Annotated in this window: 20 protein-coding genes and 1 pseudogene; 10 read left to right on the forward strand and 11 right to left on the reverse strand. The window is 64.8% G+C overall.

Annotated elements, in window-relative coordinates; translation table 11 throughout:
• A pseudogene (locus MKI88_RS03135) lies at nucleotides 1-1,386 on the reverse strand (Ig-like domain-containing protein); the annotation flags it as partial.
• A gap of 535 nt (nucleotides 1,387-1,921) precedes the next feature.
• Between MKI88_RS03135 and MKI88_RS03140 the strand changes: the two are divergent.
• From MKI88_RS03140 to MKI88_RS03150, 3 genes are all read left to right on the forward strand, one after another.
• Complete coding sequence (locus MKI88_RS03140) at nucleotides 1,922-3,739, forward strand: sulfotransferase (RefSeq protein WP_407073298.1); 1,818 nt, start codon at nucleotides 1,922-1,924, stop codon at nucleotides 3,737-3,739.
• A 138-nt stretch (nucleotides 3,740-3,877) separates the two neighbouring features.
• The gene (locus tag MKI88_RS03145) at nucleotides 3,878-6,283 is read left to right on the forward strand and encodes a TonB-dependent receptor (protein ID WP_241629501.1); all 2,406 of its coding nucleotides are present in this window, start codon (nucleotides 3,878-3,880) and stop codon (nucleotides 6,281-6,283) included.
• Nucleotides 6,284-6,368: 85 nt separating this feature from the next.
• Nucleotides 6,369-7,688: an APC family permease gene (locus tag MKI88_RS03150; RefSeq protein WP_241629502.1), complete on the forward strand. Its 1,320-nt coding sequence runs from the start codon at nucleotides 6,369-6,371 to the stop codon at nucleotides 7,686-7,688.
• 14 nt (nucleotides 7,689-7,702) lie between these two features.
• Here MKI88_RS03150 and MKI88_RS03155 read toward each other — a convergent pair whose 3' ends face one another.
• From MKI88_RS03155 to MKI88_RS03165, 3 genes are all read right to left on the reverse strand, one after another.
• The gene (locus tag MKI88_RS03155) at nucleotides 7,703-8,050 is read right to left on the reverse strand and encodes a RidA family protein (protein WP_241629503.1); all 348 of its coding nucleotides are present in this window, start codon (nucleotides 8,048-8,050) and stop codon (nucleotides 7,703-7,705) included.
• Nucleotides 8,051-8,147: 97 nt separating this feature from the next.
• Nucleotides 8,148-9,758, reverse strand: a complete 1,611-nt coding sequence (locus tag MKI88_RS03160; protein WP_241629504.1) for an NAD(P)/FAD-dependent oxidoreductase — start codon at nucleotides 9,756-9,758, stop codon at nucleotides 8,148-8,150.
• A 37-nt stretch (nucleotides 9,759-9,795) separates the two neighbouring features.
• A complete protein-coding gene (locus MKI88_RS03165) occupies nucleotides 9,796-10,986 on the reverse strand; it encodes an aromatic ring-hydroxylating dioxygenase subunit alpha (RefSeq protein ID WP_241629505.1) in 1,191 nt (396 codons plus the stop codon).
• Nucleotides 10,987-11,055: 69 nt separating this feature from the next.
• Between MKI88_RS03165 and betI the strand changes: the two genes are divergently transcribed.
• On the forward strand, nucleotides 11,056-11,673 hold the full coding sequence (gene betI / locus MKI88_RS03170) for a transcriptional regulator BetI (protein ID WP_241629506.1): 618 nt from the start codon (nucleotides 11,056-11,058) through the stop codon (nucleotides 11,671-11,673).
• 93 nt (nucleotides 11,674-11,766) lie between these two features.
• Here betI and MKI88_RS03175 read toward each other — a convergent pair whose 3' ends face one another.
• The 3 genes from MKI88_RS03175 to MKI88_RS03185 all read right to left on the reverse strand — a co-directional run bounded on the left by MKI88_RS03175 (nucleotide 11,767) and on the right by MKI88_RS03185 (nucleotide 13,717).
• Nucleotides 11,767-13,167 (reverse strand): M20/M25/M40 family metallo-hydrolase, encoded by a 1,401-nt coding sequence (locus MKI88_RS03175; RefSeq protein ID WP_241629507.1) that lies wholly within the window; start codon nucleotides 13,165-13,167, stop codon nucleotides 11,767-11,769.
• A gap of 74 nt (nucleotides 13,168-13,241) precedes the next feature.
• Nucleotides 13,242-13,445: a hypothetical protein gene (locus tag MKI88_RS03180; protein ID WP_241629508.1), complete on the reverse strand. Its 204-nt coding sequence runs from the start codon at nucleotides 13,443-13,445 to the stop codon at nucleotides 13,242-13,244.
• Between the two features lie 2 nt (nucleotides 13,446-13,447).
• Nucleotides 13,448-13,717, reverse strand: a complete 270-nt coding sequence (locus MKI88_RS03185) for a hypothetical protein (protein ID WP_241629509.1) — start codon at nucleotides 13,715-13,717, stop codon at nucleotides 13,448-13,450.
• 480 nt (nucleotides 13,718-14,197) lie between these two features.
• Between MKI88_RS03185 and MKI88_RS03190 the strand changes: the two genes are divergently transcribed.
• The 3 genes from MKI88_RS03190 to MKI88_RS03200 are packed head-to-tail and all read left to right on the forward strand — an operon-like array spanning nucleotide 14,198 to nucleotide 18,511.
• On the forward strand, nucleotides 14,198-14,914 hold the full coding sequence (locus tag MKI88_RS03190) for a response regulator transcription factor (RefSeq protein WP_241629510.1): 717 nt from the start codon (nucleotides 14,198-14,200) through the stop codon (nucleotides 14,912-14,914).
• Entirely contained in the window at nucleotides 14,911-16,218 is a 1,308-nt protein-coding gene (locus tag MKI88_RS03195) for a FecR domain-containing protein (RefSeq protein WP_241629511.1), read from the forward strand. The genes MKI88_RS03190 and MKI88_RS03195 overlap by 4 nt, the downstream gene beginning before the upstream one ends.
• Nucleotides 16,205-18,511, forward strand: a complete 2,307-nt coding sequence (locus tag MKI88_RS03200; RefSeq protein WP_241629512.1) for a CHASE2 and HATPase_c domain-containing protein — start codon at nucleotides 16,205-16,207, stop codon at nucleotides 18,509-18,511. The genes MKI88_RS03195 and MKI88_RS03200 overlap by 14 nt, the downstream gene beginning before the upstream one ends.
• On the opposite strand, the gene MKI88_RS03205 is transcribed toward MKI88_RS03200, so the two are convergent.
• Together MKI88_RS03205 and MKI88_RS03210 are read right to left on the reverse strand one after the other, a co-directional pair.
• Nucleotides 18,508-19,032, reverse strand: coding sequence for a hypothetical protein (locus tag MKI88_RS03205; RefSeq protein WP_241629513.1), 525 nt, complete (start codon nucleotides 19,030-19,032; stop codon nucleotides 18,508-18,510). The two genes, MKI88_RS03200 and MKI88_RS03205, sit on opposite strands and share 4 nt — an antisense overlap.
• Before the next feature lie 46 nt (nucleotides 19,033-19,078).
• Complete coding sequence (locus tag MKI88_RS03210) at nucleotides 19,079-19,534, reverse strand: MarR family winged helix-turn-helix transcriptional regulator (protein WP_241629514.1); 456 nt, start codon at nucleotides 19,532-19,534, stop codon at nucleotides 19,079-19,081.
• A gap of 178 nt (nucleotides 19,535-19,712) precedes the next feature.
• Here MKI88_RS03210 and MKI88_RS03215 point away from each other — a divergent pair, with 178 nt between their 5' ends.
• The 3 genes from MKI88_RS03215 (at nucleotide 19,713) to pip (ending at nucleotide 22,919) form a co-directional block, all read left to right on the forward strand.
• Entirely contained in the window at nucleotides 19,713-20,135 is a 423-nt protein-coding gene (locus MKI88_RS03215; RefSeq protein WP_241629515.1) for an organic hydroperoxide resistance protein, read from the forward strand.
• 113 nt (nucleotides 20,136-20,248) lie between these two features.
• Nucleotides 20,249-21,916 (forward strand): MFS transporter, encoded by a 1,668-nt coding sequence (locus tag MKI88_RS03220; protein WP_241629516.1) that lies wholly within the window; start codon nucleotides 20,249-20,251, stop codon nucleotides 21,914-21,916.
• 43 nt (nucleotides 21,917-21,959) lie between these two features.
• Nucleotides 21,960-22,919, forward strand: a complete 960-nt coding sequence (pip, locus tag MKI88_RS03225; protein WP_241629517.1) for a prolyl aminopeptidase — start codon at nucleotides 21,960-21,962, stop codon at nucleotides 22,917-22,919.
• A 9-nt stretch (nucleotides 22,920-22,928) separates the two neighbouring features.
• On the opposite strand, the gene MKI88_RS03230 is transcribed toward pip, so the two are convergent.
• Together MKI88_RS03230 and MKI88_RS03235 are read right to left on the reverse strand one after the other, a co-directional pair.
• On the reverse strand, nucleotides 22,929-23,744 hold the full coding sequence (locus tag MKI88_RS03230) for an alpha/beta hydrolase (protein ID WP_241629518.1): 816 nt from the start codon (nucleotides 23,742-23,744) through the stop codon (nucleotides 22,929-22,931).
• A 171-nt stretch (nucleotides 23,745-23,915) separates the two neighbouring features.
• On the reverse strand, nucleotides 23,916-25,115 hold the full coding sequence (locus MKI88_RS03235; RefSeq protein ID WP_241629519.1) for a serine hydrolase: 1,200 nt from the start codon (nucleotides 25,113-25,115) through the stop codon (nucleotides 23,916-23,918).
• Nucleotides 25,116-25,279: the final 164 nt, after the last annotated feature.

A 25,279-nucleotide genomic window follows, 5' to 3' on the forward strand; every position in this document is an offset into this window, starting at 1 on the left:
GGTTTCGACGTTGGTCGCCGAAGCCGACCCCTCCGGCTCACCAGCGCGCGCGGGCAGCCCCGCCTCCGAAACATCGGAACCGATCGTGGTCAGTCCCGGCTTGGGGCTGATCGTGACGCCGCTGTCACCGATCGCGATCGTCAGCGTCGTCGTCGACGTGTCGCCATCGCCATCGGTGATGCGATAGTTGAAGACGTCGTTGACGCCGCCCGGCGTGCCCGGATTTCGGACATAGCTGTAGCTGCCGTCCGACTTGAGCGTCAGCACGCCATATTGGCCGTTGATCGTGACGCCCGCCGCGGTGACGGCTGCGAAGACACCGTTCCCGACCTGCACCCCGGTAACGGTCGCGCCGTCAGCGCCCGGCGTGTCCGCGCCCGGAGCTCCGCTGGTGGTGCCAATGCCGGTGAAGACGTTGCCCGCCTCAGGGCCATAAGTGCCCGCCGCGACAGCGTCGGTGTCGGCGCGCGCGACCGGCGCATCGTCGATCACGTTGATCGTGAGCGTACCCGTCGCGACGTCGCCGTCCACATCGGTTACCGTGACGGTGAATGTGGCCGCAGGGCTGCCGGTCAGCAGATTGTCGGTCAGCGTATAGCTGTAGTCGATCCGCCCGTCGCTGATCGCCGTGATCGTCAGCGTGCCGGAGGGACCGGTGAAGGTCTGGCCGACGCCTGTGACCGGCGTACCGTCAATCGCGACGCTGCCGAGCCCGTCGGGCGCTGAAAAGACGATCGAGCCCGTCGTCGTCTCGCTGCTGGAGTTCGCGTTCGAACCCGCCGGCTCGCCGCCGCGCGCGGGCAATCCCGCCTCGTTGACCGACGCCGAAGCGATCGCCGCGCCCGCCGCATTGTCGGGAGTTACGATCAGGGTCGTGGGCTCGCGATCGGCCAGCGCGGGGAAAATATCGCGCTCCTCATATTGAGGGAAGGCGAGTTCGGTGGGGGGAAGCAGGTCGCCCAGGTCGAAGGGATCGGAGATTGCGCCTGCGGGCGCTTCGAAATTGCCACCCGAACTCTGCGGCGGGCCGGCAGCGGGCTGTGGCTCGTCGCCGACCAGCAGCGCGGCGAGGTTGAGCGGTGGAATTTCGATGCCGCCGATCACGATCTGCGGCACGAAAACCGCACCGTCGACGATGATCATCTGCGAACCATCGGGCAGCAGGACGACGAGGTCGCGACCCGAAACGCTGATCTGGTCGAGCGAGGCACCCTCGGGAAGCGTCACGACGCCATCGGGGCCGGGGATCACACGGAGCGCTCCGGGCGCCATCGCTGCCTGCTGCAGCGCGGCCAGGGCCCGCGCCTCCTGCGGGTTCATGGCCTGTTCGGCATCACCCGTCGCCTGCTGCGAGAGTTCGCGGCCTGAAATGCGTTCGAAATCCATAATCCCCACTCCCCACAATTTCGCCGGCCGAAACCGCGCTGGTCGATGGAAGGGGGATCTGGCCGTCGCAGCGCCCACTGACGCCAAAAAGGCAGCAGGCTACCCAGCTAAAAAACCGATGAATCCCGGCTCTTTAGATGTGGGGAACGCCCCTCCACATTCGCCAAGCGTGGTCATGCTTCCAGCACGACTACTCTTTGCGTCGCTCTCAAGGGCACGGGGCGACCCCACGACTCGGCCCTTATTTGGTTTTAATAATTTGGTAACCAATCCGAGTCACGCGCTTTTAGGGTTAATGCTTTTTAATAATTGTAAACTTTGTTCCCTTCATTACGGAGCCGTGGCGATTCAGCATGGCTGTTTCCGTCGCGCGCCCGAACTGTTCGGGCACAGAAAATTCCGTCGAATCCGATACCTATCGATGGAATCGCGAGCCCGAGGCGGCCCGGCTCGAGGCACTGGTTGCCTGTCCGCGAAAAACTTGCTCCGATGGCGGCGGGGACATTTCACGATCCAAAAAGGGGGACCGATCCGCATGCCAGTCGCCGAGGCACGCAGTGCTGGAAGCATCGATGAAGCGCTGGCCTATTGTCGTGCATTGCTGCGCGATTCGCCCGCGCTCGCCGCGCAGCAGGCCCATGAGATCCTCGCAGCCGATCCGGCCAATGCCGAAGCCTTTCGTCTGCTGGGGCGCGCGCTGCGCGCGACGGGCGATGCAGACGCGGCCGAACAGGCCGAACTCGACGCAATCGCGGCGTCGGTCCACGATCCCCTTCTGATGCAGGCCGCGCACGCGCTGCTCGAAAACGCGCTTTCCGACGCCGAATGCATCCTGCGCCCGCGGCTCAAGGCCAATCCCTTCGACGTCGCGGCGATCCGGATGATGGCCGAACTCGCGGGCCGGCTTGGCCGGTATGGCGATGCAGAGAACCTGTTGCGCCGCGCGCTTGAGCTCGCGCCCGGATTTCAGGCCGCGCGCGCCAATCTCGCCACTGTCCTCTATCGCCAGAATCGCGCGCCCGAGGCGATCGCCGAGCTCGACCGGCTGCTAGACGCCGACCCCGCCAATCCGGCGCACCGCAACCTCAAGGCGGCCGCGCTCGGCCGCGTCGGCGGCTTCGAGGAGGCGATCGCGTTGTACGAGGATGTACTGAAGCGCTTTCCCGAACAGCCCAAGGTCTGGATGAGCTACGGCCATGTGCTCAAGACCGTTGGTCGCCAGCAGGAATCGATCACCGCCTACCGACGCGCGATCACGATCGCGCCCGAGCTTGGCGAAGTGTGGTGGAGCCTCGCCAACCTGAAGACTGTCTCCTTCGACCCCGACGACATCGCCGCGATGACTGCGGCACTTGATCGCGACGACCTTGCCGCGGAAGACAGGTTTCACCTGCATTTCGCGCTCGGCAAGGCGCTCGAGGACCGGGGCGAGGCGGCGACATCCTTTGCGCACTACGCCAAAGGCAACAACCAACGACGCGCGATGATCGACTATGATCCGCAAGAGATCAGCGGGCTCGTCGAAGCGAGTCGCGCGATATTCACACCCGGCTTCGTTGCGGACCGCGCCGGGCAAGGATCGGTCGCGCCCGATCCGATCTTCATCCTTGGCATGCCACGCGCAGGCTCGACGCTGATCGAGCAGATCCTGGCGAGCCATCCCTTGATCGAAGGAACGCAGGAGCTTCCCGACATCTCAGCGATCGCTCGGCGTCTGGGCAAACGAAAGACGAAACAAGAAAAAACCTCTTACCCCGAAAGCATCATCGATCTCGAGTTCGAAGAATTGCATAAACTTGGCGAGGAATATCTCGAGCGTACGCGGGTTCATCGCAAGACCGACCGCCCCTATTTCATAGACAAGATGCCCAATAACTGGGCGCACGTCCCGCTCATCCACATGATCCTGCCCAATGCCAAAATCATCGACGCGCGGCGTCACCCTCTCGCCTGCTGCTTCTCGAACTTCAAACAGCATTTCGCACGCGGCCAGGGCTTCAGCTACGCGCTGGATGACATGGGTCGCTACTACCGCGACTATGTCACGCTGATGGCGCATGTCGACGCGTTGCTGCCGGGCCGCGTGCACCGGGTGATCCATGAGGCACTGGTCGAGGATACCGAGACCGAGGTCCGCCGGCTGCTTGACTATCTGGGCGTCGACTTCGACCCTGCATGCCTGCGCTTCTGGGAAAATGACCGCCCTGTCCGAACGGCAAGCTCCGAGCAGGTCCGCCGCCCGATCAGCCGTGCCGGGCTCGACCAGTGGCAGGCGTTCGAACCCTGGCTCGACCCGCTCAAGGCCGCGCTCGGCCCGGTGCTCGATCATTATCCTGCCGCACCGCCTTTGTGAAATTTTCGTGATATTTTCATCACAGTAGCTTCTCAATCGTTTGCGACAGACGGCTTCGGTCGAAATCAAAATTGACGCGTTGCACAAAGCGACTCAGATTTCCCCCAATATGAACGCTTTCCCCAGGGGGCAGGAAGAATGCGTGTTTCCGATTTCAACCCGAGCAGCAATCCCGTTCGTCTGACCATCGCCGCGCTGCTGGGCTCGACCATGCTCGCGACCAGCGCAACCGCACTCGCGCAGGATCCAGCGGCATCGAACAGCGACGTCATCATCGTGACCGCGCAGAAGCGCGAGGAGAACCTGCAGGACGTGCCCATCGCCATCACCGCGATCGGCACCGAGAAACTCGAGCAGCTCCAGGTCACCGATTTCGACGATTATGCGCGCTATCTGCCGAGCGTCAGTTATCAGACCACCGGTCCCGGCGGATCGAACGTCTATTTCCGTGGCGTCGCCTCCGGCGAGAATGCCAACCACTCGGCATCGCTGCCCTCGGTCGGCATGTATCTCGATGAACAGCCGATCACGACGATCCAGGGCAATCTCGACATCCATGTCTACGACATCGCACGCGTCGAAGCGCTCGCGGGTCCGCAGGGCACACTCTACGGCGCCTCCAGTGAGGCGGGAACGATCCGAATCATCACCAACAAGCCCGATACGTCAGGTTTCTACGGCGCGGCCGATGTCGAACTTAACAGCGTCTCGCATGGTGGCGAAGGCTATATCGGCGAGGCGTTCATCAACGCGCCGCTCTCCGACAGAGCCGCGGTCCGCATCGTCGGCTGGTACAAGAAGGACGCGGGCTATCTCGACAATATCCCCGCGAGCATCACCTTTCCGACCTCGGGCATCACCTTCGACAACGCGCCCTTTGTCGAGAAGGACTATAACGACGTCGAAACCTATGGCGGCCGCGCCGCGCTCCGCATCGACCTCGACGACGATTGGACGATCACGCCGACGATCATGGGCCAGAAGCAGGTCAGCCACGGCCTGTTCGCACAGGAATCGGGGCTTGAGCCGCTCCAGGTCGCACAGTTCAATCCCGAGCGCTTCAACGATCGCTGGTACCAGGCGGCGCTCACGATCGAGGGCAAGATCGGCAGCTGGGATCTGACCTATGCAGGTGCCTATCTCAATCGCCGCATCACCGGCGAGTCCGACTATGTTGACTATAGCTATTTCTACGACGCGCTCTTCGGATATGGTGCCTATTTCTACGACAATAATGGCGATCTGGTGAACCCGAACCAGTATATCCAGTCGGTGGACCGCTTCGAAAAGATCAGCCAGGAATTGCGCTTCGCCTCTCCGGCAGAGAAGCGCGTGCGTTTCGTCGGCGGCCTGTTCTATCAGCGCCAGGAACACAATATCGAGCAGAACTACATCATCGACAACATTGCCGATTCGATCACTGTCGCGGGTACGGACAGCAACATCTGGCTGACCAAGCAGCTGCGCGTCGACCGCGACTATGCGGCATTCGGCGAAATCACCGCCGACGTCACCGACAAGCTGAGCGCGACGATGGGCACGCGGATCTATTACTACAAGAACTCGCTGGTCGGGTTCTTCGGCTACCAGAACCCGGGTTACAGCTCGAATCCCATCTACGCCTGTCAGGGCCCGGTAATCGTCAAGGGATCGCCCTGCACCAATCTCGACAAACAGACCAGCGACACGGATTTCATCCACAAGCTCAATGTGACCTACAAGTTCACCGACGACGCACTGGTCTATGGCACCGTTTCACGCGGCTTCCGTCCGGGCGGCATCAATCGCCGCGGTTCGCTGCCACCGTACCAAGCAGACTTTGTCGACAATTACGAACTCGGCTTCAAGACGAGCTGGTGGGACAACCGTGTCCGGCTCAATGCCGCGATCTACCAGCTCGACTGGACCGACGTGCAGCTATCCTTCATCGGTGCCAACGGCCTGACCGAGATTCGCAATGCGGGCAACGCGCGCATCCGCGGCGGCGAGTTCGATTTCTATGTCCGGGCGGCGGAAGGGCTCACATTCAATCTCAGCGGCTCGTACAACGACGCGAAGATCACAGAGGATTTCTGCGACTTCGCGAACCAGGCGTTCGACTGCACGCTGCCCGGCCCTGATGGTGATCCCAACTCGGTGCTCGCACCTGCGGGAACGCGACTTCCGATCACCGCTAAGTTCAAGGGAAATGCACAGGCGCGCTACCAGTTCGAGGTCAGCGACAGCCTCGATGCCTTCCTGCAGGGGACTGCGGTCTATGAGGGGCGCAGGACGAGCGACTTGCGCCTCAAGGAGCGCGACATCATCGGCGACCTGCCCGACTATACGACGGTCGATCTGAGCGCAGGCCTGAACAACGACAAGTGGTCGGCCGAGATCTTCGTGCGCAACCTGTTCGACTCTCGCGGCCAGGTGGGCAAGCTCGTGCCCTGCGACGAGGACACCTGCGGAGATCCGGATGGCGTGACCGCGATGGGACCGAAGATCTACACCTACCTCACCCAGCCGCGGACCATCGGGATCAAGCTCGGAACCAAGTTCTGACGTCGCGCCGCCGGGATGAAGGCCAGCTTCGTCCCGGCGGGCGAAACCGCTTTGCGTTCGCGATCCATCCGCTAAGCTCACCCCGATGAACCGCCCCGTCCCCGCCCGCGCGCTCGGCTTCTGGATGTGCCTCGCGCTCGTCGTCGGCAACATGATCGGCTCGGGGGTCTTCCTGCTCCCCGCAAGCCTCGCGCCCTATGGCTGGAATGCGCTTTTCGGCTGGATCTTCACCATCGGCGGGGCACTCTGCCTTGCGCATGTGTTGTCACGGCTGTCCTCGGCACTGCCGCGCGCCGGCGGGCCCTATGGCTTCGTCCACGCCGCCTTCGGGCCGCTGCCCGCTTTTGTCATGGGGCTGAGCTACTGGATCTCGGTCTGGGTCGCCAACGCGGCGATCGCGATCGCCGCGGTCAGCGCGCTCAGCATCTTCGCGCCGGGGATCGCGAAGATATCGGGGCTGCCGGCGCTGCTGGCCGCCGGACTGCTCTGGGCCGTCACGCTCATCAACCTGCGCGGCGCACGATCGGCGGGGTGGTTCCAGATCGTGACGACGGTGCTGAAGCTGCTTCCGCTTGTAGCGGTGGTCGTCATTGCGCTGCTTATCGGAGGAGGCGTCGAGAACGCCGAGATTGCCCCCTTCCGTATCACCGAAATCTCGCCTTCTGCAATCACCGCAACGGCGGCGCTCACGCTTTGGGCAATGCTGGGTTTCGAGTGCGCCGCGGTGCCGCAAGGCAAGGTCGACAAGCCCGAAGTCACGATTCCGCGTGCGACCATGATCGGTACGCTGCTCGTCGGGCTGCTCTATATCCTGGTGTGTTCGGCGGTGACGCTGATGCTGCCCGCAACCCAGGTGGCACAGTCAAACGCGCCCTTCGCCGATTTCATCGCGCGCTATTGGGGACCGACGCCTGCCTTGTTCGTCGCGCTCTTCGTTGCGATCGCCGCGATCGGCGCGCTGAACGGCTGGGTCCTGATGCAGGGCGAGGTCGCATTGTCGATGGCGCGCGCGGGCAGCTTTCCGCGATGGTTCGCGAAGACCGATGCGCGCGACACCCCGGTTCGCGCGCTGGTCGTATCGAGCGCTCTCGTCAGTCTGCTCATCTACATGAACTACGACCGCTCGATGGCGAACCTGTTCACCTTCATGGCGCTGCTTTCCACCGCGTCGGCACTCGTGCTCTATCTGCTTTGCGCGCTCGCCAGCCTCAAGCTCGCGCATGAGAACGTCATTCCGCGCTCGGCGGGCTTTGCCGTGATCGCAGGCCTCGGCGTGATCTATTCGCTGTGGACCTTCTACGGCGCAGGCTGGGAGCCGAGCGGGCTGATCCTCATTCTGCTCGGACTCGGCATCCCCGTCTATTTTCTCACCAGGCGCTGGTGCGAGGCCCTTGCGCCCGCCTGAGCCGCGATCAGACCCTAGTCGCGCGCAGCAATCGCGATGATCTCGACCTTGTAGTCGGGGGTGGCGAGCTTCGCCTCTCCGGTGGCGCGCGTGGGGGCGTCCTTGCCGTCGATCCAGGCGTCCCACACCGCATTCATCTCGGCAAAATCGGCCATGTCGGCGAGCCAGATCGTCGCGGAAAGCAGCCGCGACTTGTCGCTGCCCGCCTCGGCGAGCAGCGCCTCGATCTGCGCAAGAATGGCACGGGTCTGCGCGGTCACGCTCTCGCCCGGCGCACCGACCTGGCCGGCGAGATAGACGGTGTTGCCATGGACGACGGCCTGGCTCATGCGCGGGCCGGATTCAATGCGGCGAATGGTCATGGTGCTTCCTTTTGCTCTGCTGGAAATCAGCGCGCCACATAACGCGTCGACGCGGGATCGTAAGCCCCAATCGGCGCGGCGTGCTACGGCTGCCAGCTCAGCCCCGGCGCAGCAGCCGTCCGAAGACGCTCCGGTCCGCCAGAATCTCGTGCGCCGCATTGTGGCCCGGTGCGCCCGTCACGCCGCCGCCGGGATGTGTGCCCGCGCCGCACATATAGAGTCCCTTGAGCGGCCCGCGATAGGCGCCGTTGCCCAGCACGGGGCGCGCGGACCAGAGCTGGTCGAGCGACATGTTGCCATGCATGATGTCACCGCCGACGAGGCCAAATCTGCGCTCAAGCCCCTTGGGGCTGAGGATCTGCCGACCAAGGACCGAGGCACGGAAGCCCGGCGCATAATGCTCGACCGTGTCGATGATCGTGTCGGCTGCAGCGCCTTCTTCCTGATCCCAGTCGCGGCCATCGGGAAGCTCGGGCGCGAACTGCTGGCAGAAGAGGCTCGCGACATGCTGCCCGCTCGGCGCGAGGCTGTCATCGACGGTAGAGGGAATCAGCATCTCGACGATCGGCTTTTTGGACCATCCATGCGCCTTCGCGTCGATAAATGCCTGATCCATATAGTCGAGCGTCGGCGCGATGATGATGCCCGACTGGTGATGCTCGCCGGGTTCGGGCAGGCAGGTGAAGCGCGGCAATTCGCTGAGCGCGACATTCATCCGGAAGGTACCCGAACCCGCCTTGAACGCCTTGATGCGCTTGAGGAATTCGGGGCCGACATCGGCCGGATCCATCATCCGCTCATAGAGCAGCTTGGGTCCGACATTGGCGGCGACGATATCGGCCATGACCTCTTCGCCGCTTTCGAGGCGCACGCCGACGGCCTTGTCGCCGTCGACCAGCACACGATAGACGGGCGCTTCGAGCGTGATCTCCACACCCGCGTCCCGGCACACCTTTGCCATGGCCTGCGTGATCGCACCCATGCCGCCGACGCTGTGCCCCCATGCGCCCTTCTTGCCGTTCACCTCGCCGAAGACGTGATGGAGCAGGACATAGGCGGAGCCGGGCGTATCGGGGCTGGCATAGTTGCCGACCACCGCGTCGAAACCGAAGGCGGCCTTGACCGCCTCGCTCTCGAACCAGCTGTCGAGGAAGGTGCGTGCGGACTTGACGAACAGGTCGAGCACGTCGCGCTGCTGCTCGATCGGCATCTTCGCAAGCCGCCGCCCCTGCCGCGCTGCATCGACCAGCGTCTTCAAGCCATCGCCGACATTGGGCGGCGCCTTGAGCGCGAGATCGCGCAGTACCTCGGCGACATTTTCGAGCGCGTCGTAATAGGCCGGCACCGCCTTTGCGTCGTGCTCGGAGAAACGCCGGAACTCCGCCTGTGTCCGCTCAAGCCCGCCGCCGAGCTTGAGATAGCCGCCATCCTCCTGCGGCAGAAAGTTGGATATGGGGCGTTCGATCACGCGGTAGCCATGATCGACGAGCTTCATGTCGCGGATCACCTTGGGCTGGAGCAGGCTGACGGTGTAGCTCGCGACCGAGTTCCGGAAACCGGGATGAAATTCCTCGGTGACCGCGGCGCCGCCCACGGTGTCGCGCCGCTCGACGATGCGGACCTTGAGCCCCGCCTTCGCCAGATAAAAGGCGCAGACCAGCCCGTTATGCCCTGCCCCGATGATGACGGCGTCGTATTTTTTGGTCACGCGTTTCCCTCTCGACCCGAATATTCTGTTGTTGTGCTCAAGCCGCGACCGGCGCTGCGCTGCGATGACTCCAGCCTGGCGCGGGGGCGCGGTGCAGCCGCGCCTCGGGGATCAGCGCGCGCGTCTTGCGACAAAAGGCGCGCAGGCAGACCTCGCTCTCGCCCAGCGGCCCGACCGTATAGCTCTGGGACATCATGCCTTGCTGCACCCGCGTGATGAGCTCGGTGTCCTCGGTATTGACCTGCCGGTTGATCCGCCAGTTGAGGTAGCGCGCGGCCTTCATCTCGCGGCGCTCATCGGGGAGCGCGTAAGAGATCTCGCGGATCGTCGTCTCGGTCGGCGACACCGGAATGAACTGCATGAAATCGACCTGGTCGGGATAGATGTCGAACGCGACGTTGGGCCACAGCTTGAAATAGAGCCACAGCCGCTGATGATCCTCGGGCAGATGGTCAACGCGCGGCAGGATCCTCTGGTACATGCGTTCGGAAAGATTGGCCGAGGGGCGATCGATCAGCGCACCCCACATGCGGTCGACATGCTCCTCGGCCTCGATGCCGTACCCTTTTCCGAACAGCCGCGTCAGCCCCGGATGCGCCACGGGAATGTGCAGGCCGTCCGAATAATTGTCGGCAACATTCTTCCAGTTCACCTTGCGCGGGCGCATCGTCACGCGGCCCAATGCCTGCATTTCCTCGAAGCGATAGGGCGCCACGCGCTCCTCATAGGGCGCCATCATGCTTGCGACCGACGGACCGCCGCCTTCGAGACGCACGAAGATGAAGCCCTGCCAGATCTCGAGCTCGACCGGGGCGAGCCCGTTGTCCTCGATCACCAGCGTCGGATATTCGCTCTTGCCCGGAACCCCGGTCAGCCGCCCGTCGAGTGCATAGGTCCAGGCGTGATAGGGGCAGACCAGTTTCTTCGCGCAGCCCGAGGATCCGTCGACCAGCTTCGACGCACGGTGCCGGCAGACATTGGTGAAGGCGCGCACCTGCGCATCATCGCCGCGGATAACGAGGATGCTCTCGCCCAGAAACTCGAGCGTATGCCAGTCGCCAACATTGGGCACGTCATTGACATGGCACACCACCTGCCAGCTCGGCCGCATCATCCGCGCCATCTCGACCTGAAAATATTCGGGGTCGTGATAGATCCATGCGGGCAGGCTCCAGCCCTCATCGGGATCGGTGTTGGGCCGCAGATCGGCGAAGGCGGGTCGGGTCATTGGCGCTCCTTGTTATACAAACGTACAACAAGGTGACGCACCGCGCAACAACTGCTATGGACGGGTGCGATGCTCAACCAGACCCGCGCCAGCTTCACCCGCGAGCCCGCCGATGCGCGCCGTCAGGCATTGATCGACGCGACAGCGGCCTGCCTTGCGCAAAGGGGTGTCCCGGGAACCTCGGTGCGCACGATCTGCGCGCGCGCGGGCGTATCGCCGGGGCTGCTGCGCCACTATTTCGCGGGGGTCGACGCGCTGATCGCCGAAACCTATCGCGAGGTGACGGGCCGCGTCGCGGACACCTTCGCCGCCGCGGTGGCTGGTGCGGGCGACAATCCTCGCGCGCGGCTGATCGCCTATGTGACCGCGAGCTTCCGCCCGCCGATCACCGATCCTTCATTGCTCGCGACCTGGCTCGCCTTCTGGAGCCTTGTCAAGACCGATGTCGCGATCGCCGCGATCCACGGCGAAACCTATCGCGCCTATCGCAGCGACCTTGAGGACATGCTCATCGCTTGCGGAATGACCGCCGTCGAGGCGGGACCCGTCGCGATCGCGCTGACGGCGCTGGTCGACGGGCTGTGGCTCGAACTCTCGCTCGATCCCACCACCTTCACCGCCGAACAGGCGAGCGCGATGGTGGTGCGCTGGCTGGATACCCTGCTCGAACGCCCCGCATTCGGATAAAGTTCGCCATTGCGAGGCGCGCAGCGACGAAGCATCCAGTGTCCGGATCTGGGTTGCTTCGCCGCGCCGCGCTCGCAATGACGGTGATGCGGGTTACTTGCTGCCCAGCTCGGTCAGCACCGAGTGCCACTGGCCGAGCGCATCGCCGATCGTGTCGACGGGGACCCGTTCGTTCAGCCCGTGCGCATAGCCGTCCTCGGCGCGCATGAACAGGCTCGCCACGCCATAGCTCGGCACACCCTGCGCGCGGAAGTGGAGGCTGTCGGTTGCGCCCGCCGACATGCTCGGCGTCACCGCGATTCCCGGATAGCGCGCACGCACCGCCCTGGTCACCGCGTTCATCACATCGGGTCGCAGCGGCGAGGCATCGCTCGCGGTCGGATCGTCGAGCACTGTGATCTTCGCGCTGTCATCGGCCATCACCTTCGCGAGCTCGGCCTTGATCGTATCGATCGATGTGCCCGGGAAGATGCGGCAGTTGATGTTGGCGGTCGCGCGCTGCGGCAGCGCGTTCTGCGCGTGCCCGCCGCTCACCATCGTCGCGACGCAGGTCGTGCGGATCTGGCCGACATATTCGGGCTTCGACGCGATAATCTCGGCCGCAGCGCTGTCCGCAGGGTTGGTCGCGTACCGCGCCATCGCCGCGCCCAGTTCACCGCCGACCTGCTTGCTCGCCGCGGTCAGCGAGGCCTTGGTCAGTTCGTTCGCCAGATTGGGAAACTTGTACGCGGCCAGCCGGTCAAGCGCCCTCGAGAGTCGATAGATCGGGTTGGTCGGCGTCGGCGCGCTCGAATGCCCGCCCGCATCGGTGATCGCGACCTCGAAATCGGCATAGGATTTCTCGCCCGCCTGAAGCCCGTAGAACAGCGGCTTGCCCGCCTCGTCGAGCAGCCCGCCGCCGCCGTCCCCGTTAAGCGCCATCCCGGCGCCCTTGAACTTCTGCGCCAGCGCGCGCGTCGTCAGCATCGAGGTTTCCTCGTCGCCCGACAAAGCGAGCACGATGTCGCGCTTCGGCTTGAATCCTTCCTTCTTCAGCCGCGCCATCGTCGCGACCATCATCGTCACGTCATATTTGTTGTCCTCGGCGCCGCGTCCGAAGACATAGCCATTCTCTTCGACCGCGGTGAAGGGATCGCGCGTCCAGTCCGCGGCCTTGGCCTCGACCACGTCCATATGGCCCAGCAGCACGATCGGCTTTTCGCGCGTCGCGCCCTTCAGCGTCGCGACCAGCGTCGCGGTCTCGCCCATCGGCGTGATCTCGATATCGCTGTCGGCATAGCCCGCCGCCTTCAGCACCGAGGCGAGGTAGGCGGCATAGGCGGGCACCTGACCCTGCCCTTCGACCGTACGGAAGCCGACGCCCTTTTTCAGCATGTCTTTCGCTTCGGTCGCCTGCACCGCGCTTGCGGGCTTCGCATGGGCCGGCTGGCTCGCGCCGGCTGCGAGGGCGAGCCCCAGTACTAACGCGGTGCCCGTCCGATACGCCTTGGTCATTCCTGCCTCCATGTCATTGTGCGGACCTTGTGTTCGCTGGCCGGGTTTCTGACAAGGGGGCGTATGGCGGTCGCTCAGCCTTCGATGTCCGACAGTTCGAACCCATCCTGCCCGGCACACCATTGGCGAAGCAGGTGGATCGCATGATCGAGATGCGCGCCGCACTGGTGCGCACCGATCGCATCAAGGCAGTTGAGAGCCTGTTTCATCGCGACAAGCGCATCGGTCGCAAGGCCCGGGCGATGCTGTGGCGCGGCGAGTGGCAATCCCTGATCCAATCTCAATCCTCATTTTCGATCGCGTCCAGTGCGGCCCGGCCCAGCGGACTGATGCCGAACACCTGGTCGGCGACTTCCTCGGCGAGGCCGAGGCGAGCGAGCAGCCCGATCTCGTCCGCGATCCGGCCATCGTTCCGCTGACGCAGATTCAGCGGCGCAATCAACGCACCATCGCTTCGCTGCGCCGCGGCCGCGAGCAGCACCAGTCCCAGATGGCTGATCGCGATCTCGCGCGCGCCGATTCCATCGGGATCGGCCGGCCTCACCTGCATAGTGGCGCGGCCATCAGGGATCGCGGTCGATGCTATATGCAGGACTATCCCGCGCCCGCCGGATTGGTCACCGGGGCTGTCGGGCATCAACGAAGTCGAAATTGGGCCGTTGTCGCTGTTTCACCGCACCGATCCTCTCGCCCCCGCCCTGCCGACAGCCCCGGCGCCTTGCATTGCGACCCACCGAGACCCCAGGCACTTCAGCGCCTGTCGGATCCGCGAATAGTCGAAGGTTTCGGGCAGGAGAACGTCAATATGCGGGTTTGACAATTGTTGACGGTCTTGTCGTCGACTTGGCCAAGATCGCGCATCCACCCGATGCATGACTTGGCGGTATCCACGTACTTCATGGAAGTCGCGCGCCATGTTACAACTATTTACGTTTCGGTCGCGCAGTCGCCTCCCGTGGCGACACCGTTCGTGCTAGGGCGCGCTGGCGGAGCATTTTGCCGTATGGCCTTGTAAAAGCGATTGAACAGCATGCGCATTGCGATCGTTGAAGATGATCCGGACTATCGCGAATATGCGAAGTCCTTGCTGCGAGGCGCGGGCTACATCGTCCACGCCTTCGAGAACGGCAACGCCTTCATGAAGCAATTCCGGCAGGACACGTTCGATATCGTCCTTATCGACTGGAACATGCCCGGAGTATCGGGTTTCGATCTCGTGAAATGGATCCGAAGCGAATGCGGATCAGGCGTGCCCGTCGTGATGGTGACCTCACGCACAGAGGTCAACGACATCGTCGCCGGGCTGCAGGCGGGCGCCGACGATTATATCTCCAAGCCCGTCGACAATGCGGTCCTGCTTGCGCGGCTCAATGCCCTGGGCCGCCGTACCTATCCGTCGGACGCGCCCGGCGCGGTCCAGACCTTCGGTGCTTATGCCTTCAACGTGCCCGCCGAGGAATTGCGGATCGCGGGCGACCCCGTGACGCTGACCTCGAAGGAGTTCAATCTGGCGCTCACGCTGTTCAGCAATCTTTCGCGCCCCTTGTCGCGCAATTATCTGCTGGAGGCCGTGTGGGGGCGCAATCCCGATCTGCCCACGCGAACGCTCGACTCGCACATTTCCAAGATCCGCACCAAGCTCGGGCTTCGGCCCGATCGCGGCTTTCGGCTGACGCCCATCTACAGTTATGGCTATCGCCTTGAATCGATGACAGATTCATCTTCCGTCGCCAGCGACCCGCAATGAGCGCAATGCTCGCGCTCCTTGCCGCGTTCGCCGCCGCTCAGGCGCCGCGCGCGGCCGAAAGCGCAGACATCGTCACCTATCGCGTCAAGCGCGGCGACACGCTGTTCGATCTGGGCGAACGGTATTTCACGCGTCCCGGCGACTATCGGCTCGTTCAGCGCCTCAATCGCGTCGCCAATCCGCGGCGGTTGTCGATAGGCCATGTGCTGCGCATCCCGCGGCGTATTCTGCGGACCGAACCGGTAAAGGGCAGCGTCGTGGCGTTTCGCGGAACCGTGATGATTGCCGAGCGCGAAACGCGGCGCCCCGTCGCGATGCGCGCGTCGATCGGCGAGGGCATGACGATGGAGACCGGCGCGAAATCCTTCGTCACGGTCGAGCTTCCCGACGCGTCACGTTTCAGCCTGCCATCGAGCAGTCGCGTTGGGGTCGCGCGCCTCAGGCGCACGCTGCTGACGGGCGAGGTCGAACGTCGCTTCCGTGTCGAGCAAGGGCGCAGTGACTGGGACGTGACTCCGGGCACAAGGGATCCCTTTTCGGTCGAGACGCCGGTGGCGACGACGGCGGTGCGCGGTACCGGCTTCCGCGTCACCTTTGCGCCCGACGTCGAGGCCATGACAGTGGGCGTGCTCGAAGGACAGGTGGCTGTCCGCAGCCCGGCCACGAGCGAAACCGCGCTGGCGGCGGGCACCGGTGCCGCGATCCGGGCCGATTCCCCGATCGTGGCCGCGACGCTTCTCCCGGGACCGGTGCTCGAACGCCCTGGTGCAGTGCAGAAGGCCGAGCAGCTCGCCTTTGCGGCGCGCCCGGTGCCGGGCGCGTCGGGCTATGGCTTCGAGATCGCGAGCGATGCGGGCTTTATCGACCGGATCGCCGAGACCAAGGCCGATACGCCCGAGGCGCGATTCGACGGACTGCCCGGTGGCACCTATTTCATCAGGACGACCGCGTTCGATGCGCAGGGCCTCGAGGGACTGGCCAATGTCTATGGTTTCGATCGCCAGATGAACACACTTGACCTCGACGCTCCGCAGGCCGGAGGCGTTGACGGGCGCAGGGATTATCTGTTCCGCTGGCGCGGATCGGGCGAGGGCACCGTCGAGTATCGCTTCGTGCTGTCGCGCGACGAAGCGGGGCAGGATCGCGTCGTCGACGAAGCGGGCCTTGCCGAGACCAACATCAGCGTCAGCAATCTGCCGCCCGGCGCGTGGTACTGGCGCGTCTGGTCGGTCCGCTACGAAAATGGCCGCCATTCCGAAACGGTCTCGCCGACCCAAAAGCTGCAAATCGGTGAACCGCAATAGACTTGCCCGGCCAGGCTCGATGGTCTCGCTGCTGAACCGCCGCCGGACCGCGATCGAATGGGTGGCGTTGTTCCTGCTGTCGCTTGGCCTTGTCGCACTTCTGGTGGTGACCCGCGTCGCCGACCGTGCGGACAATCTCGTCTATGATGCGCTGAGCCGGGCCGTGCCGCGCCCGGCAAGCAACGCGCTCGTGATCGTCGCGATCGACAATGCCAGCCTGACCCAGATCGGGCGCTGGCCCTGGTCGCGCAGTGTCCATGCGCAGGCGCTCGAAAGGCTCGCCGAAGCGCGTCCGCGCGCCGTGCTCTACGACATCCTTTTCGTCGAGCCAGCACCCGGGGACGACGCACGCCTCGCCGACGCGATGGCCAAGGCACGCCCGGTTTTCCTGCCGCTTCTGCTCCAGGCGCCCGGCGCCAATGGCGCGTCGTTCGATGAAAAGCTGCCCGTCCCGCCGCTGGCGAAAGCAATGGCGGGCGCGGGACAGGTCATCGCGCGGCCCGATGACGACGGCGTCGTGCGCCGAGCCAGGATCGAAACCGTGATCGGTATGCGTTGCTGGCAACATCTGGCACTGGTCACGGCGCACGCGCTGACCGGCACGGCCACCACGCCATGCGGCAGGGGACCTGCCGAGGGGCTCGTTCCCTATGCTGGTCCTGCGGGGCGCTATCCGACCGTGCCCTTCAGCGCGGTGCTCAAGGGCGAGGTGCCCGCCGAACTTCTCGCGGGCAAGATCGTGCTGGTCGGCGCTTCCGCCTCTGGGCTGGGTGATCAGTATGCGACGCCGATGCAGAGCCGGCGCGATCTCATGTCGGGGGTCGAGTTCCAGGCCAATCTGCTCGATGCCCTGCTCGGGACCGGGCTGCGCACAGAAGCGGGGACCGCGTGGACGCTTGTCTACAGTTTCGTGCCGCTCGTCATATTGTGGATCGGCTTTCTCTACCTTCCGCCACGCAGCAACCTGCTGCTCGCGGCATTGCTCCTGTCGCTGCTGGTGCTCTTCAGCGGATGGCTGCTGATCGAACATGCACTCTGGATCCGCCCCGCGCCCGCGATCATCGTGATGGCGCTGTTCCTGCCAATCTGGGGGTGGCGGCGATTAGCGGCCGCGAGCCGCTACTTCGTCACCGAGCTCAACCGGCTGCGCGAAGAACCCGGCATATTGGGGATGGCGGCGCCGTCGGTGGCCGCGGCAGACCGGCTCGAGCTCCAGATGAACCTGTTGCGCGACGCTGTGCGGCAGGTGCGCGAACTCAAGCACTTCATCGAACAGTCTCAGGCAAGCCTTCCCGATGCGACACTGGTGACCGACGCCCGCGGGATCATTGCACTCGCCAATGATCGCGCACAGCAATTCTGGGAACATTACGCGCTGCGGCGCGCGCAGGGATCGCTGCCTCCCTTGTTGCAGGCGCTCAGGCCGCACATCACCGACGGACTGGCAGAATTCGACGCCCTCATCGACAGCATGGGCGACGGTACCGCGACCGAGCAGGAATGCGAGATCGACCTGGTTGACGGCGGCGCCTATCTGCTCCGGATCAAGCCCTGTTTCGACGTTGACGGGAGCTTCTCCTTTGGCATCGTCCGGCTCACCGACATATCCGAACTGCGCGCGACCGCACGCCAGCGCGACACGATGCTGCAGTTCCTGACACACGACATGCGTTCGCCGCAGACCTCGATCCTCGCGCTGCTGGCCAATGCAAACGAGACCGACATCGCGGGCGACCTATCGTGGCGGATCGCGGGACATGCGCGCCAGACGCTCGATCTTGCCGAAGAGTTCGTCCAGATCGCGCGCGCCGAGGCCGCGGATTACGAGATGGAATTGCTCGACCTGCGCGACGTCGCGGTCGAGGCGGCCGACCAGCTCTGGGCGCAGGCGCAGGCGCGCGGCATGAAGATCCTGCTGGAGGCGGACAAGGACGAACTGCTCGTCCGGGGCAATGCCTCGCTGCTCGCGCGCGCCGTCGCGAATCTTGTCAGCAATGCCGTCAAATATGGCGAGGCCGACGGAGAGGTGCGCATCCGCACTTCGGTCGACGATGCGGGCCGCGCGATCTGCACCGTCGAGGATGACGGGCGCGGCATGTCGCCCGAGCAGGTAGCGCGGCTGTTCGAACGCTTCAGCCGCTTCGTCCCCGCCAATGCCGAGGAAGCCGGGATCGGACTCGGTCTGGTGCTCGTACGCACCGTCGCCGCGGGACATGGCGGCGTGATCGAATGCGCAAGCGAGCCGGGCAAGGGCAGCCGCTTCACGCTGCGGCTACCGCGCGCCGAATCCTAACCAGCGGGCGATTGGATCCGCCCTGCGGCAGCGCCTTCGACGATCGGCGCGACCACCAGTTCTGCCTGGCGCTTGCCATGGCGAGCCTCGGCGCGCACCTTGCGGACGACCGTACCAGTCGCTGGATCGACGAAGCGAAGCGCCAGCGTGGTCACGCGCCGGCCCTGCTTGTCGGGAGTGGCAATCCAGTCTGGTTGTTCGGCGGCGTCACCCGGATTTGCGCGCGTAAAGCTTCCCATCTCGGCGGGACGCTGCGCCCAGGTGGCAAACAGCAGCAGGTCGGGTCTTGCGTTCGGTCCGGCCCTTATCAGCCCGTGCGCGGCGAGCGCAGGCACCAGCGCGGCCTCGATTTCGGGAGATAGCGCAGGCGCCTCGCCCTCGGGTTGCACGAGCGCATAGCGCGTCGATGCGCTGGCCACGTCGCCGCTCGCGACGACCGAATATTGCGGCGCACGCGCACAGCCTGCCAGTGCCACAATGGCGGCCGTCGCAATGCCCCATGTCCTGAGCTTCATCGTCATGGCGCCAGCCTAGCGCCGATGGCCGGAAATAGCGATTCCCTGCCCTTCAGCCGGCGGTGGAAGCCCCCAGCATCCGATCGCGAACATCGAGCATCTCGGTCTTGAGCCGCGTCAGCGTCTCGACGTCGCAGCCCGTCGCGCACAGCAGCGATTCGGGGAAGTCGCGCGCGGTCTCACGCATCACCCTGCCCTGCTCCGTCAGGCGGATACGCACCTGGCGCTCGTCCTCGGGGTTGCGTTCGCGGCGTACGATCCCCGCGGCCTCGAGCCGCTTCAGCAGCGGGGTGAGCGTGCTCGAATCCAGCAGCAATTTCTCACCGATCTCGCCGACGCTGCGATCGTCGCGTTCCCACAGCACGAGCAGCACGAGATATTGAGGGTAGGTGATACCGAGCCGGTCGAGGAGCGGCTTATAGGTACGGTTGAGCGCATGCGCGGTCGAATAGACCGCAAAGCAGAACTGCGCGTCGAGCGATAGCGGGTCACGCGGGGCGTTCGTCATGATATTCTCCTCACCGCGATATAGGCGCAATCATATCGCGCGCAAATATATCGCCCAAACAGATTTTGAAACGATTGATAGATTTTCTTCTTTTGCACGATTAAATCGTGCACGATATAAATGCCCCATCGGCAGCGACCAATCCGCTTCCGCCCACGCTTTGGAAGGAGAAAACGCCATGAAGACGCTCTACACCACCCAGGCCACTGCAACCGGGGGGCGCACCGGTTCCGCCCGCACCGCCGATGGCGCGCTCGAGGTCACGCTTGTCACCCCCAAGGAACTCGGCGGGCCGGGCGGCGAGGGCAATAATCCCGAGCAGCTGTTCGCGGCGGGTTATTCGGCGTGTTTCCTCGGTGCGATCAAGTTCGTCGCCGCACAGAAGAAGGTGCAGGTCGCTGAGGACAGCACCGTTTCCGCCACGGTCGGAATCGGCCCGCGCGACGACGGCCAGGGCTTCGGCCTCGACGTCGCGCTCGCCGTCACCCTGCCGGGCATCGAGCGCACGACCGCGCAGGAGATCGTCGATCAGGCGCATATCGTCTGCCCCTACAGCCATGCGACGCGGGGCAGCCTCGACGTGCGCATCACGCTTCTTTGACTAGCTGACATAACGACACAAAAGGCCGGCCGGGGACAGCCCCCGGCCGGCTTTCTCGCACCTGACGCGATTTTCGCTTGGCCTTGCCGCCTCTTGGCGGCATCGAACGAGCCATGGCGACGATCAACGAGCCACGCCCCGGTGCGCTGGCGCCCTTCCGGCACCCGGTCTTCCGCGCGGTATGGATCGCCAGCCTCGTCTCGAATTTCGGCGGGCTGATCCAGTCGGTCGGCGCATCCTGGATGATGACCTCGATTGCGGGCTCGGCGGACATGGTCGCGCTCGTCCAGGCGTCGACGACGCTTCCGATCATGCTGTTTTCGCTCGTCGCGGGCGCGATGGCCGACAATCTGGACCGCCGCCAGATCATGCTGGTGTCGCAGTGTTTCATGCTGTTGGTATCACTTGCGCTCGCGGGAGTTGCCTGGGCTGGCTGGGTCAGCCCGTGGCTATTGCTCGCCTTCACGTTCCTCATCGGTTGCGGTTCTGCGTTCAACGGTCCTGCCTGGCAGGCGTCCGTCGGTGATATGGTACCGCGCGCCGATCTGCCCGGTGCGGTCGCGCTCAATTCGATGGCGTTCAATATCGCGCGCAGTCTAGGCCCCGCGATCGGTGGCGCGATCGTCGCGGCCGCAGGTGCCGCGACGGCCTTCGCCGCCAATGCCGTGAGCTATCTCGGCCTCATCCTCGTGCTCGCGAGATGGCGGCCCGAACGGCCGGCACGGCTGCTCCCACGCGAGTCGCTGGGCGTCGCGATGGCAGCGGGGGTGCGCTATGCCGCGATGTCGCCGGGAATCCGCGCCGTCCTCGCACGCAGCGCGATCTTCGGGCTCGGCGCAAGCGCGGTGCCCGCGCTCATGCCGCTGATGGCGCGCGACCTCATCGCAGGCGGTGCGCTCACCTATGGCCTGCTGCTCGGCGCCTTCGGACTGGGCGCGGTAGCGGGCGCATTTGTCAGCGGACGCGTGCGCAGCCGATTCACCAATGAAGCGATCGCACGGCTGGCCGCGCTCCTCTTCGCGCTCGCCGGGATGGCCGCCGGGTTCAGTCACAGCGCGCCGCTTACCATGACGGCGCTGCTGGTTGCGGGCGCGAGCTGGGTGCTCGCGCTGTCGACCTTCAACCTTACCGTCCAGCTCTCCGCGCCGCGCTGGGTCGTCGGGCGCGCGCTTTCGCTCTATCAGATGGCGGCCTTTGGCGGGATGGCTTTGGGAAGCTGGTCCTGGGGTGAAACCGCTGATCAATGGGGCATTGCCGCCGCGCTCGCCGCGGCCGCGATGCTCCAGCTCGCGGGTGTGATCGCGGGCTTCTGGATTTCGCTGCCGCAGACCGGGGGGCTCAATCTCGATCTGCGCGATTGGCGCGAACCCGAAACTGCGGTCCAGATCGAGCCACGTAGCGGGCCCGTCGTCGTTACGATCGAATATCGCATCGCGCAGGCGGACATCGTCGAGTTCCTGACCGCAATGGCCGAGCGCCGCCGGATACGACGCCGCGACGGCGCGCGCCACTGGACGCTGCTGCGCGACCTTGGCGACCCCGAACTATGGGTCGAGCGCTACCATACCCCGACCTGGCTCGATTATGTCCGCCACAATCAGCGCCGCACCCAGACCGACGCGATCAATTCCGAGCGGTTGCTCGCGCTGCACATTGGCCCCGCCAAACCCGTCGTGCACCGCATGATCGAACGGCAGACGGGCTCGCTCCCTCCCATGGGACGCACGCCGGGTCCGCGCGAGATCGGCGAGCCGCTCACCGATCCTGCGCGCGGCGCCTGATCCCGGCTTGCGCGCCCCCGGGTGGCCGGGCATGTTCGGCTCCATGCAAACCGACACGCCACGCTCGCTCTATCCCGACATCGAACCCTATGCTGCGGGTCATCTCGACGTCGGCGACGGGCACAAGGTGTATTGGGAACTGTGCGGCAACCGCGAAGGAACACCCGCAGTGTTCCTCCATGGCGGACCTGGCGGTGGCTGCAGCCCGGCGCACCGCCGGCTGTTCGACCCCGCGCGGTACAACATCCTGCTCTTCGACCAGCGCGGCTGCGGACGCTCCACCCCGCATGCCGAGCTCGAAGCCAACACCACCTGGCACCTCGTGCGCGATATCGAAAGGCTGCGCGAGATGGCAGGCTTCGACTCATGGGTCGTCTTCGGTGGATCCTGGGGCTCCACGCTCGCGCTCGCCTATGCGGAGACGCATCCGGACCGCACCAGCGCGTTGATCCTGCGCGGCATCTTCACCATTCGCCGTTCGGAGATCGACTGGTATTATCAGGACGGCGCATCCCGAATCTTTCCCGACAAATGGGAGAAATTTCTCGCACCTATCCCCGAGGCCGAACGCGGTGCGCTCGTCGAGGCCTATCACAAGCGGCTGACGCATCCCGATCGCGCCGTCCGGCTCGAGGCGGCGCGCGCCTGGAGCCAGTGGGAGGGCGGCACGATCACGCTGCTTCCCAATCCGGCGCTCAGCGAGGCCTTTGGTGAGGATGATTTCGCGATCGCCTTCGCGCGCATCGAGAATCATTATTTCGTTCACGAAGGCTGGCTCGAACCCGAACAGCTCATCCGCGATGCACGCAAGCTCGAGGGCATCCCCGGGGTTATCATCCAGGGTCGCTACGACGTCGCGACCCCCGTCAGGACGGCTTGGGACCTGCACCGGGCCTGGCCCGAAGCCGATTTCCACCTCATCGACGCGGCGGGCCACGCCTTTGACGAACCCGGCATCCTCGACAAGCTGCTTGAGGCGACCGACCGCTTCGCGGGCGGCTGAAGCGATCCGTCAGTTCGCCGCGAAGACCCTGGCGAGCCACGCGTCGACAACGGGCGTGGCCGGATAGTCGGGATCGCCGAGCGATCGATTGATCTCCATATGACCGCGAAGCCCGGTGCCCGAAAATGCGCGGACCTCGACCGAGGTGCCCGCCCGGCCAAGCGCTGCGGCCAGCGCCTCGGACTGCGCCTTTCCGTCGGCGCGGTCGACGTGCGGGATCAGGAAGGCCGGCGCATTGGGCGCCGCCGCATGGAACGTCGGTGACAGTGCGCGTTGCCGCGCCGGATCTTCACCAAAGGCCTGCACATAGGTTGCCCGCATGAAGCGGCCGCCCTCGACCATCTGGCGGGGCACGTCATAGCATGCGCCGTCAAGCGCGATGATCCCGCGAATATGGGAGGGCGAAAGTCCTGCGGCACGCAGATAGCCCGGATCGGTTCCGACAAGCGCGACCAGATGCGCGCCCGCGCTGTGCCCCATCAGCACGATCCGGCCGGGATCAATCCCCAGCCGCGCGGCATTACCGCGCACCCATGCCAGCGCCGTCGCCACATCGGCCGCTTGCTGCTCGACATTGGCATCCGGCACCAGCCGATAGTTGACCGATGCAAAGGCATAGCCCTGCTCCAGCATATGCATGACCTTGGCGGTACCCGTCGCGTTGCGCTTGTCACCGCGTTTCCATCCGCCGCCATGGACGAAGACGACGAGCGGTGCGGGCGTCGAGACCTTGGAGCGCCAGAAATCGAGTTTCTGCAGCGCATCCCTGCCATAGGCGTATTCGGTCGCGCCGGCGCCCCGAGGCTCCTCGGCCCCCTCAGCCATTCGCGCTTCTTGCGCATGCGATGTGGCGATGGCGGCACCCAGTATGGCAATGCCGCCCATCAACGCAATTGTCCCTGATCTCACGCGGCGCTCCTCAACGACACAAGGGATCGACCGTCGCTAGCAGGCACTTGCTGAACCTTGGATTGCAAGTTCCGGGCGCACGGCCGGCTATGCCAGCGCCTCGCGGATCGCGTCGAAGGCGTTGGCGTGGATCACGTCGGTAAAGCTGTTGCTCGCCACGGGATGCGATCCCGTGCGGATCACCGCCAGCCCGCTGCCCGGTTCCAGATACAGGCGCTGGCCAAACACCCCGAGCGCAGACAGGCTGCCATAACCCTCGTGATTGACCCACCACTGGCTGCGGTACGATCCGCCGGGGCGCGTAGGAAAGCCCGCTTGTTCGAATAGCGCGCGGTCGCCGCCGACCGCTATATTGTCGAGCGCAGCGGGCGGGATCGCGAGCCTGCCATCGACCCAGCCGCCATCGAGCAGCATCAGCGCGACGCGCGCCAGGTCGCGCGCCGTGGCGTTGAGCCCCGCGCCCGCGATTTCATGCCCTGCGGTGTCGAGAAGAATCTGGGCATTGTCGGCACAGCCCGCCGGTCGCCAGATCCGGTCCCCCAACAATTTGGTGAGCGACTGCCCCGTCGCACGCAGCAGGATCCAGCCGAGCACGTCGGCGACAGGCGTGCGATAGCTGAACAGCGTGCCCGGCTGGGCGTTACGCGTCTTCAACGCCTTCAACGCCTCGAACACGCCGCCGAACCCTGCCTGCGGAGTCCAGTACGCAGCCGAGTAACGGTGCACCTCGGCGTCCAGATCTGCATAATTCTCGTCGAAGGCGACACCATCGGTCATGTCGAGGATCTGCCTTACCGTGCAACCGGCAAAGGCGCTCGCGCCGAGTTCGGGCACGTGCTGCTCGACGGTGCTTTCCGGATCGAGCTCGCCATGTACGATCATGATCTCGGCGAGCAGTCCGAAGAAGGATTTGGTGATCGAAAAGAGCAGGTGCGGCGTCTCGGCGGTCATGCCGTTGGCATAATGTTCATAGACCAGCGCGCCGCGGTGTAGCACGAGGAATGCGTCTGTATAGGTGCGCTCGAGAAACTCGGCCCAGCGCACCATGCGCCCCTCGCCATCGGGAAAGCGGAGTTCCGAAAGGTCACGCCAGCTTTCCTTCAGCACGCGCGGTGCGCTGCTTCGCCGGATCATGCGTGAGGGCACCAGTTCGCGTGCATGCTGAAACGCCCAGCGCGAAAAGGGATAGGTTCGCCAGTTGTCGCGCGTGACGCGGAGTTCGGCCGGCACGTCGGCATCGGGGCCGATCCCCGCATTCGGCCAGTCGAGAGGCGGTGGCATCTTCATCCGGCCCATGGATAGACCGAAATCACCGTGCTTTCATAGCGGCAACATTGTACCGGAAGATCGTTCGGATTCTGTCGCACCGAGGTCCACGGCGGGTTGCGCAAGCGCATATCGGCGCTAGCATAAAAGAAGGGTGGGCCGACGCAGCCGTGCTGTCGGACGAG

This window comes from Sphingomonas sp. LaA6.9 (assembly GCF_022601895.1).
Lineage (GTDB): Bacteria > Pseudomonadota > Alphaproteobacteria > Sphingomonadales > Sphingomonadaceae > Sphingobium_A.

Excerpts from the sequence above, each read along its gene's own strand:
- MKI88_RS03140 (WP_407073298.1), top strand. The coding sequence starts at position 1,922 with ATGCCAGTCGCCGAGGCACGCAGTGCTGGAAGCATCGATGAAGCGCTG.
- MKI88_RS03205 (WP_241629513.1), bottom strand. The coding sequence starts at position 19,032 with ATGACGATGAAGCTCAGGACATGGGGCATTGCGACGGCCGCCATTGTG.
- MKI88_RS03215 (WP_241629515.1), top strand. The coding sequence starts at position 19,713 with ATGAAGACGCTCTACACCACCCAGGCCACTGCAACCGGGGGGCGCACC.
- MKI88_RS03175 (WP_241629507.1), bottom strand. The coding sequence starts at position 13,167 with ATGACCAAGGCGTATCGGACGGGCACCGCGTTAGTACTGGGGCTCGCC.
- MKI88_RS03190 (WP_241629510.1), top strand. The coding sequence starts at position 14,198 with ATGCGCATTGCGATCGTTGAAGATGATCCGGACTATCGCGAATATGCG.
- MKI88_RS03235 (WP_241629519.1), bottom strand. The coding sequence starts at position 25,115 with ATGAAGATGCCACCGCCTCTCGACTGGCCGAATGCGGGGATCGGCCCC.
- MKI88_RS03155 (WP_241629503.1), bottom strand. The coding sequence starts at position 8,050 with ATGACCATTCGCCGCATTGAATCCGGCCCGCGCATGAGCCAGGCCGTC.
- MKI88_RS03220 (WP_241629516.1), top strand. The coding sequence starts at position 20,249 with ATGGCGACGATCAACGAGCCACGCCCCGGTGCGCTGGCGCCCTTCCGG.
- MKI88_RS03230 (WP_241629518.1), bottom strand. The coding sequence starts at position 23,744 with ATGGCTGAGGGGGCCGAGGAGCCTCGGGGCGCCGGCGCGACCGAATAC.
- MKI88_RS03165 (WP_241629505.1), bottom strand. The coding sequence starts at position 10,986 with ATGACCCGACCCGCCTTCGCCGATCTGCGGCCCAACACCGATCCCGAT.
- MKI88_RS03145 (WP_241629501.1), top strand. The coding sequence starts at position 3,878 with ATGCGTGTTTCCGATTTCAACCCGAGCAGCAATCCCGTTCGTCTGACC.
- MKI88_RS03150 (WP_241629502.1), top strand. The coding sequence starts at position 6,369 with ATGAACCGCCCCGTCCCCGCCCGCGCGCTCGGCTTCTGGATGTGCCTC.
- MKI88_RS03185 (WP_241629509.1), bottom strand. The coding sequence starts at position 13,717 with ATGCAGGTGAGGCCGGCCGATCCCGATGGAATCGGCGCGCGCGAGATC.
- pip (WP_241629517.1), top strand. The coding sequence starts at position 21,960 with ATGCAAACCGACACGCCACGCTCGCTCTATCCCGACATCGAACCCTAT.
- MKI88_RS03210 (WP_241629514.1), bottom strand. The coding sequence starts at position 19,534 with ATGACGAACGCCCCGCGTGACCCGCTATCGCTCGACGCGCAGTTCTGC.
- MKI88_RS03195 (WP_241629511.1), top strand. The coding sequence starts at position 14,911 with ATGAGCGCAATGCTCGCGCTCCTTGCCGCGTTCGCCGCCGCTCAGGCG.
- betI (WP_241629506.1), top strand. The coding sequence starts at position 11,056 with ATGCTCAACCAGACCCGCGCCAGCTTCACCCGCGAGCCCGCCGATGCG.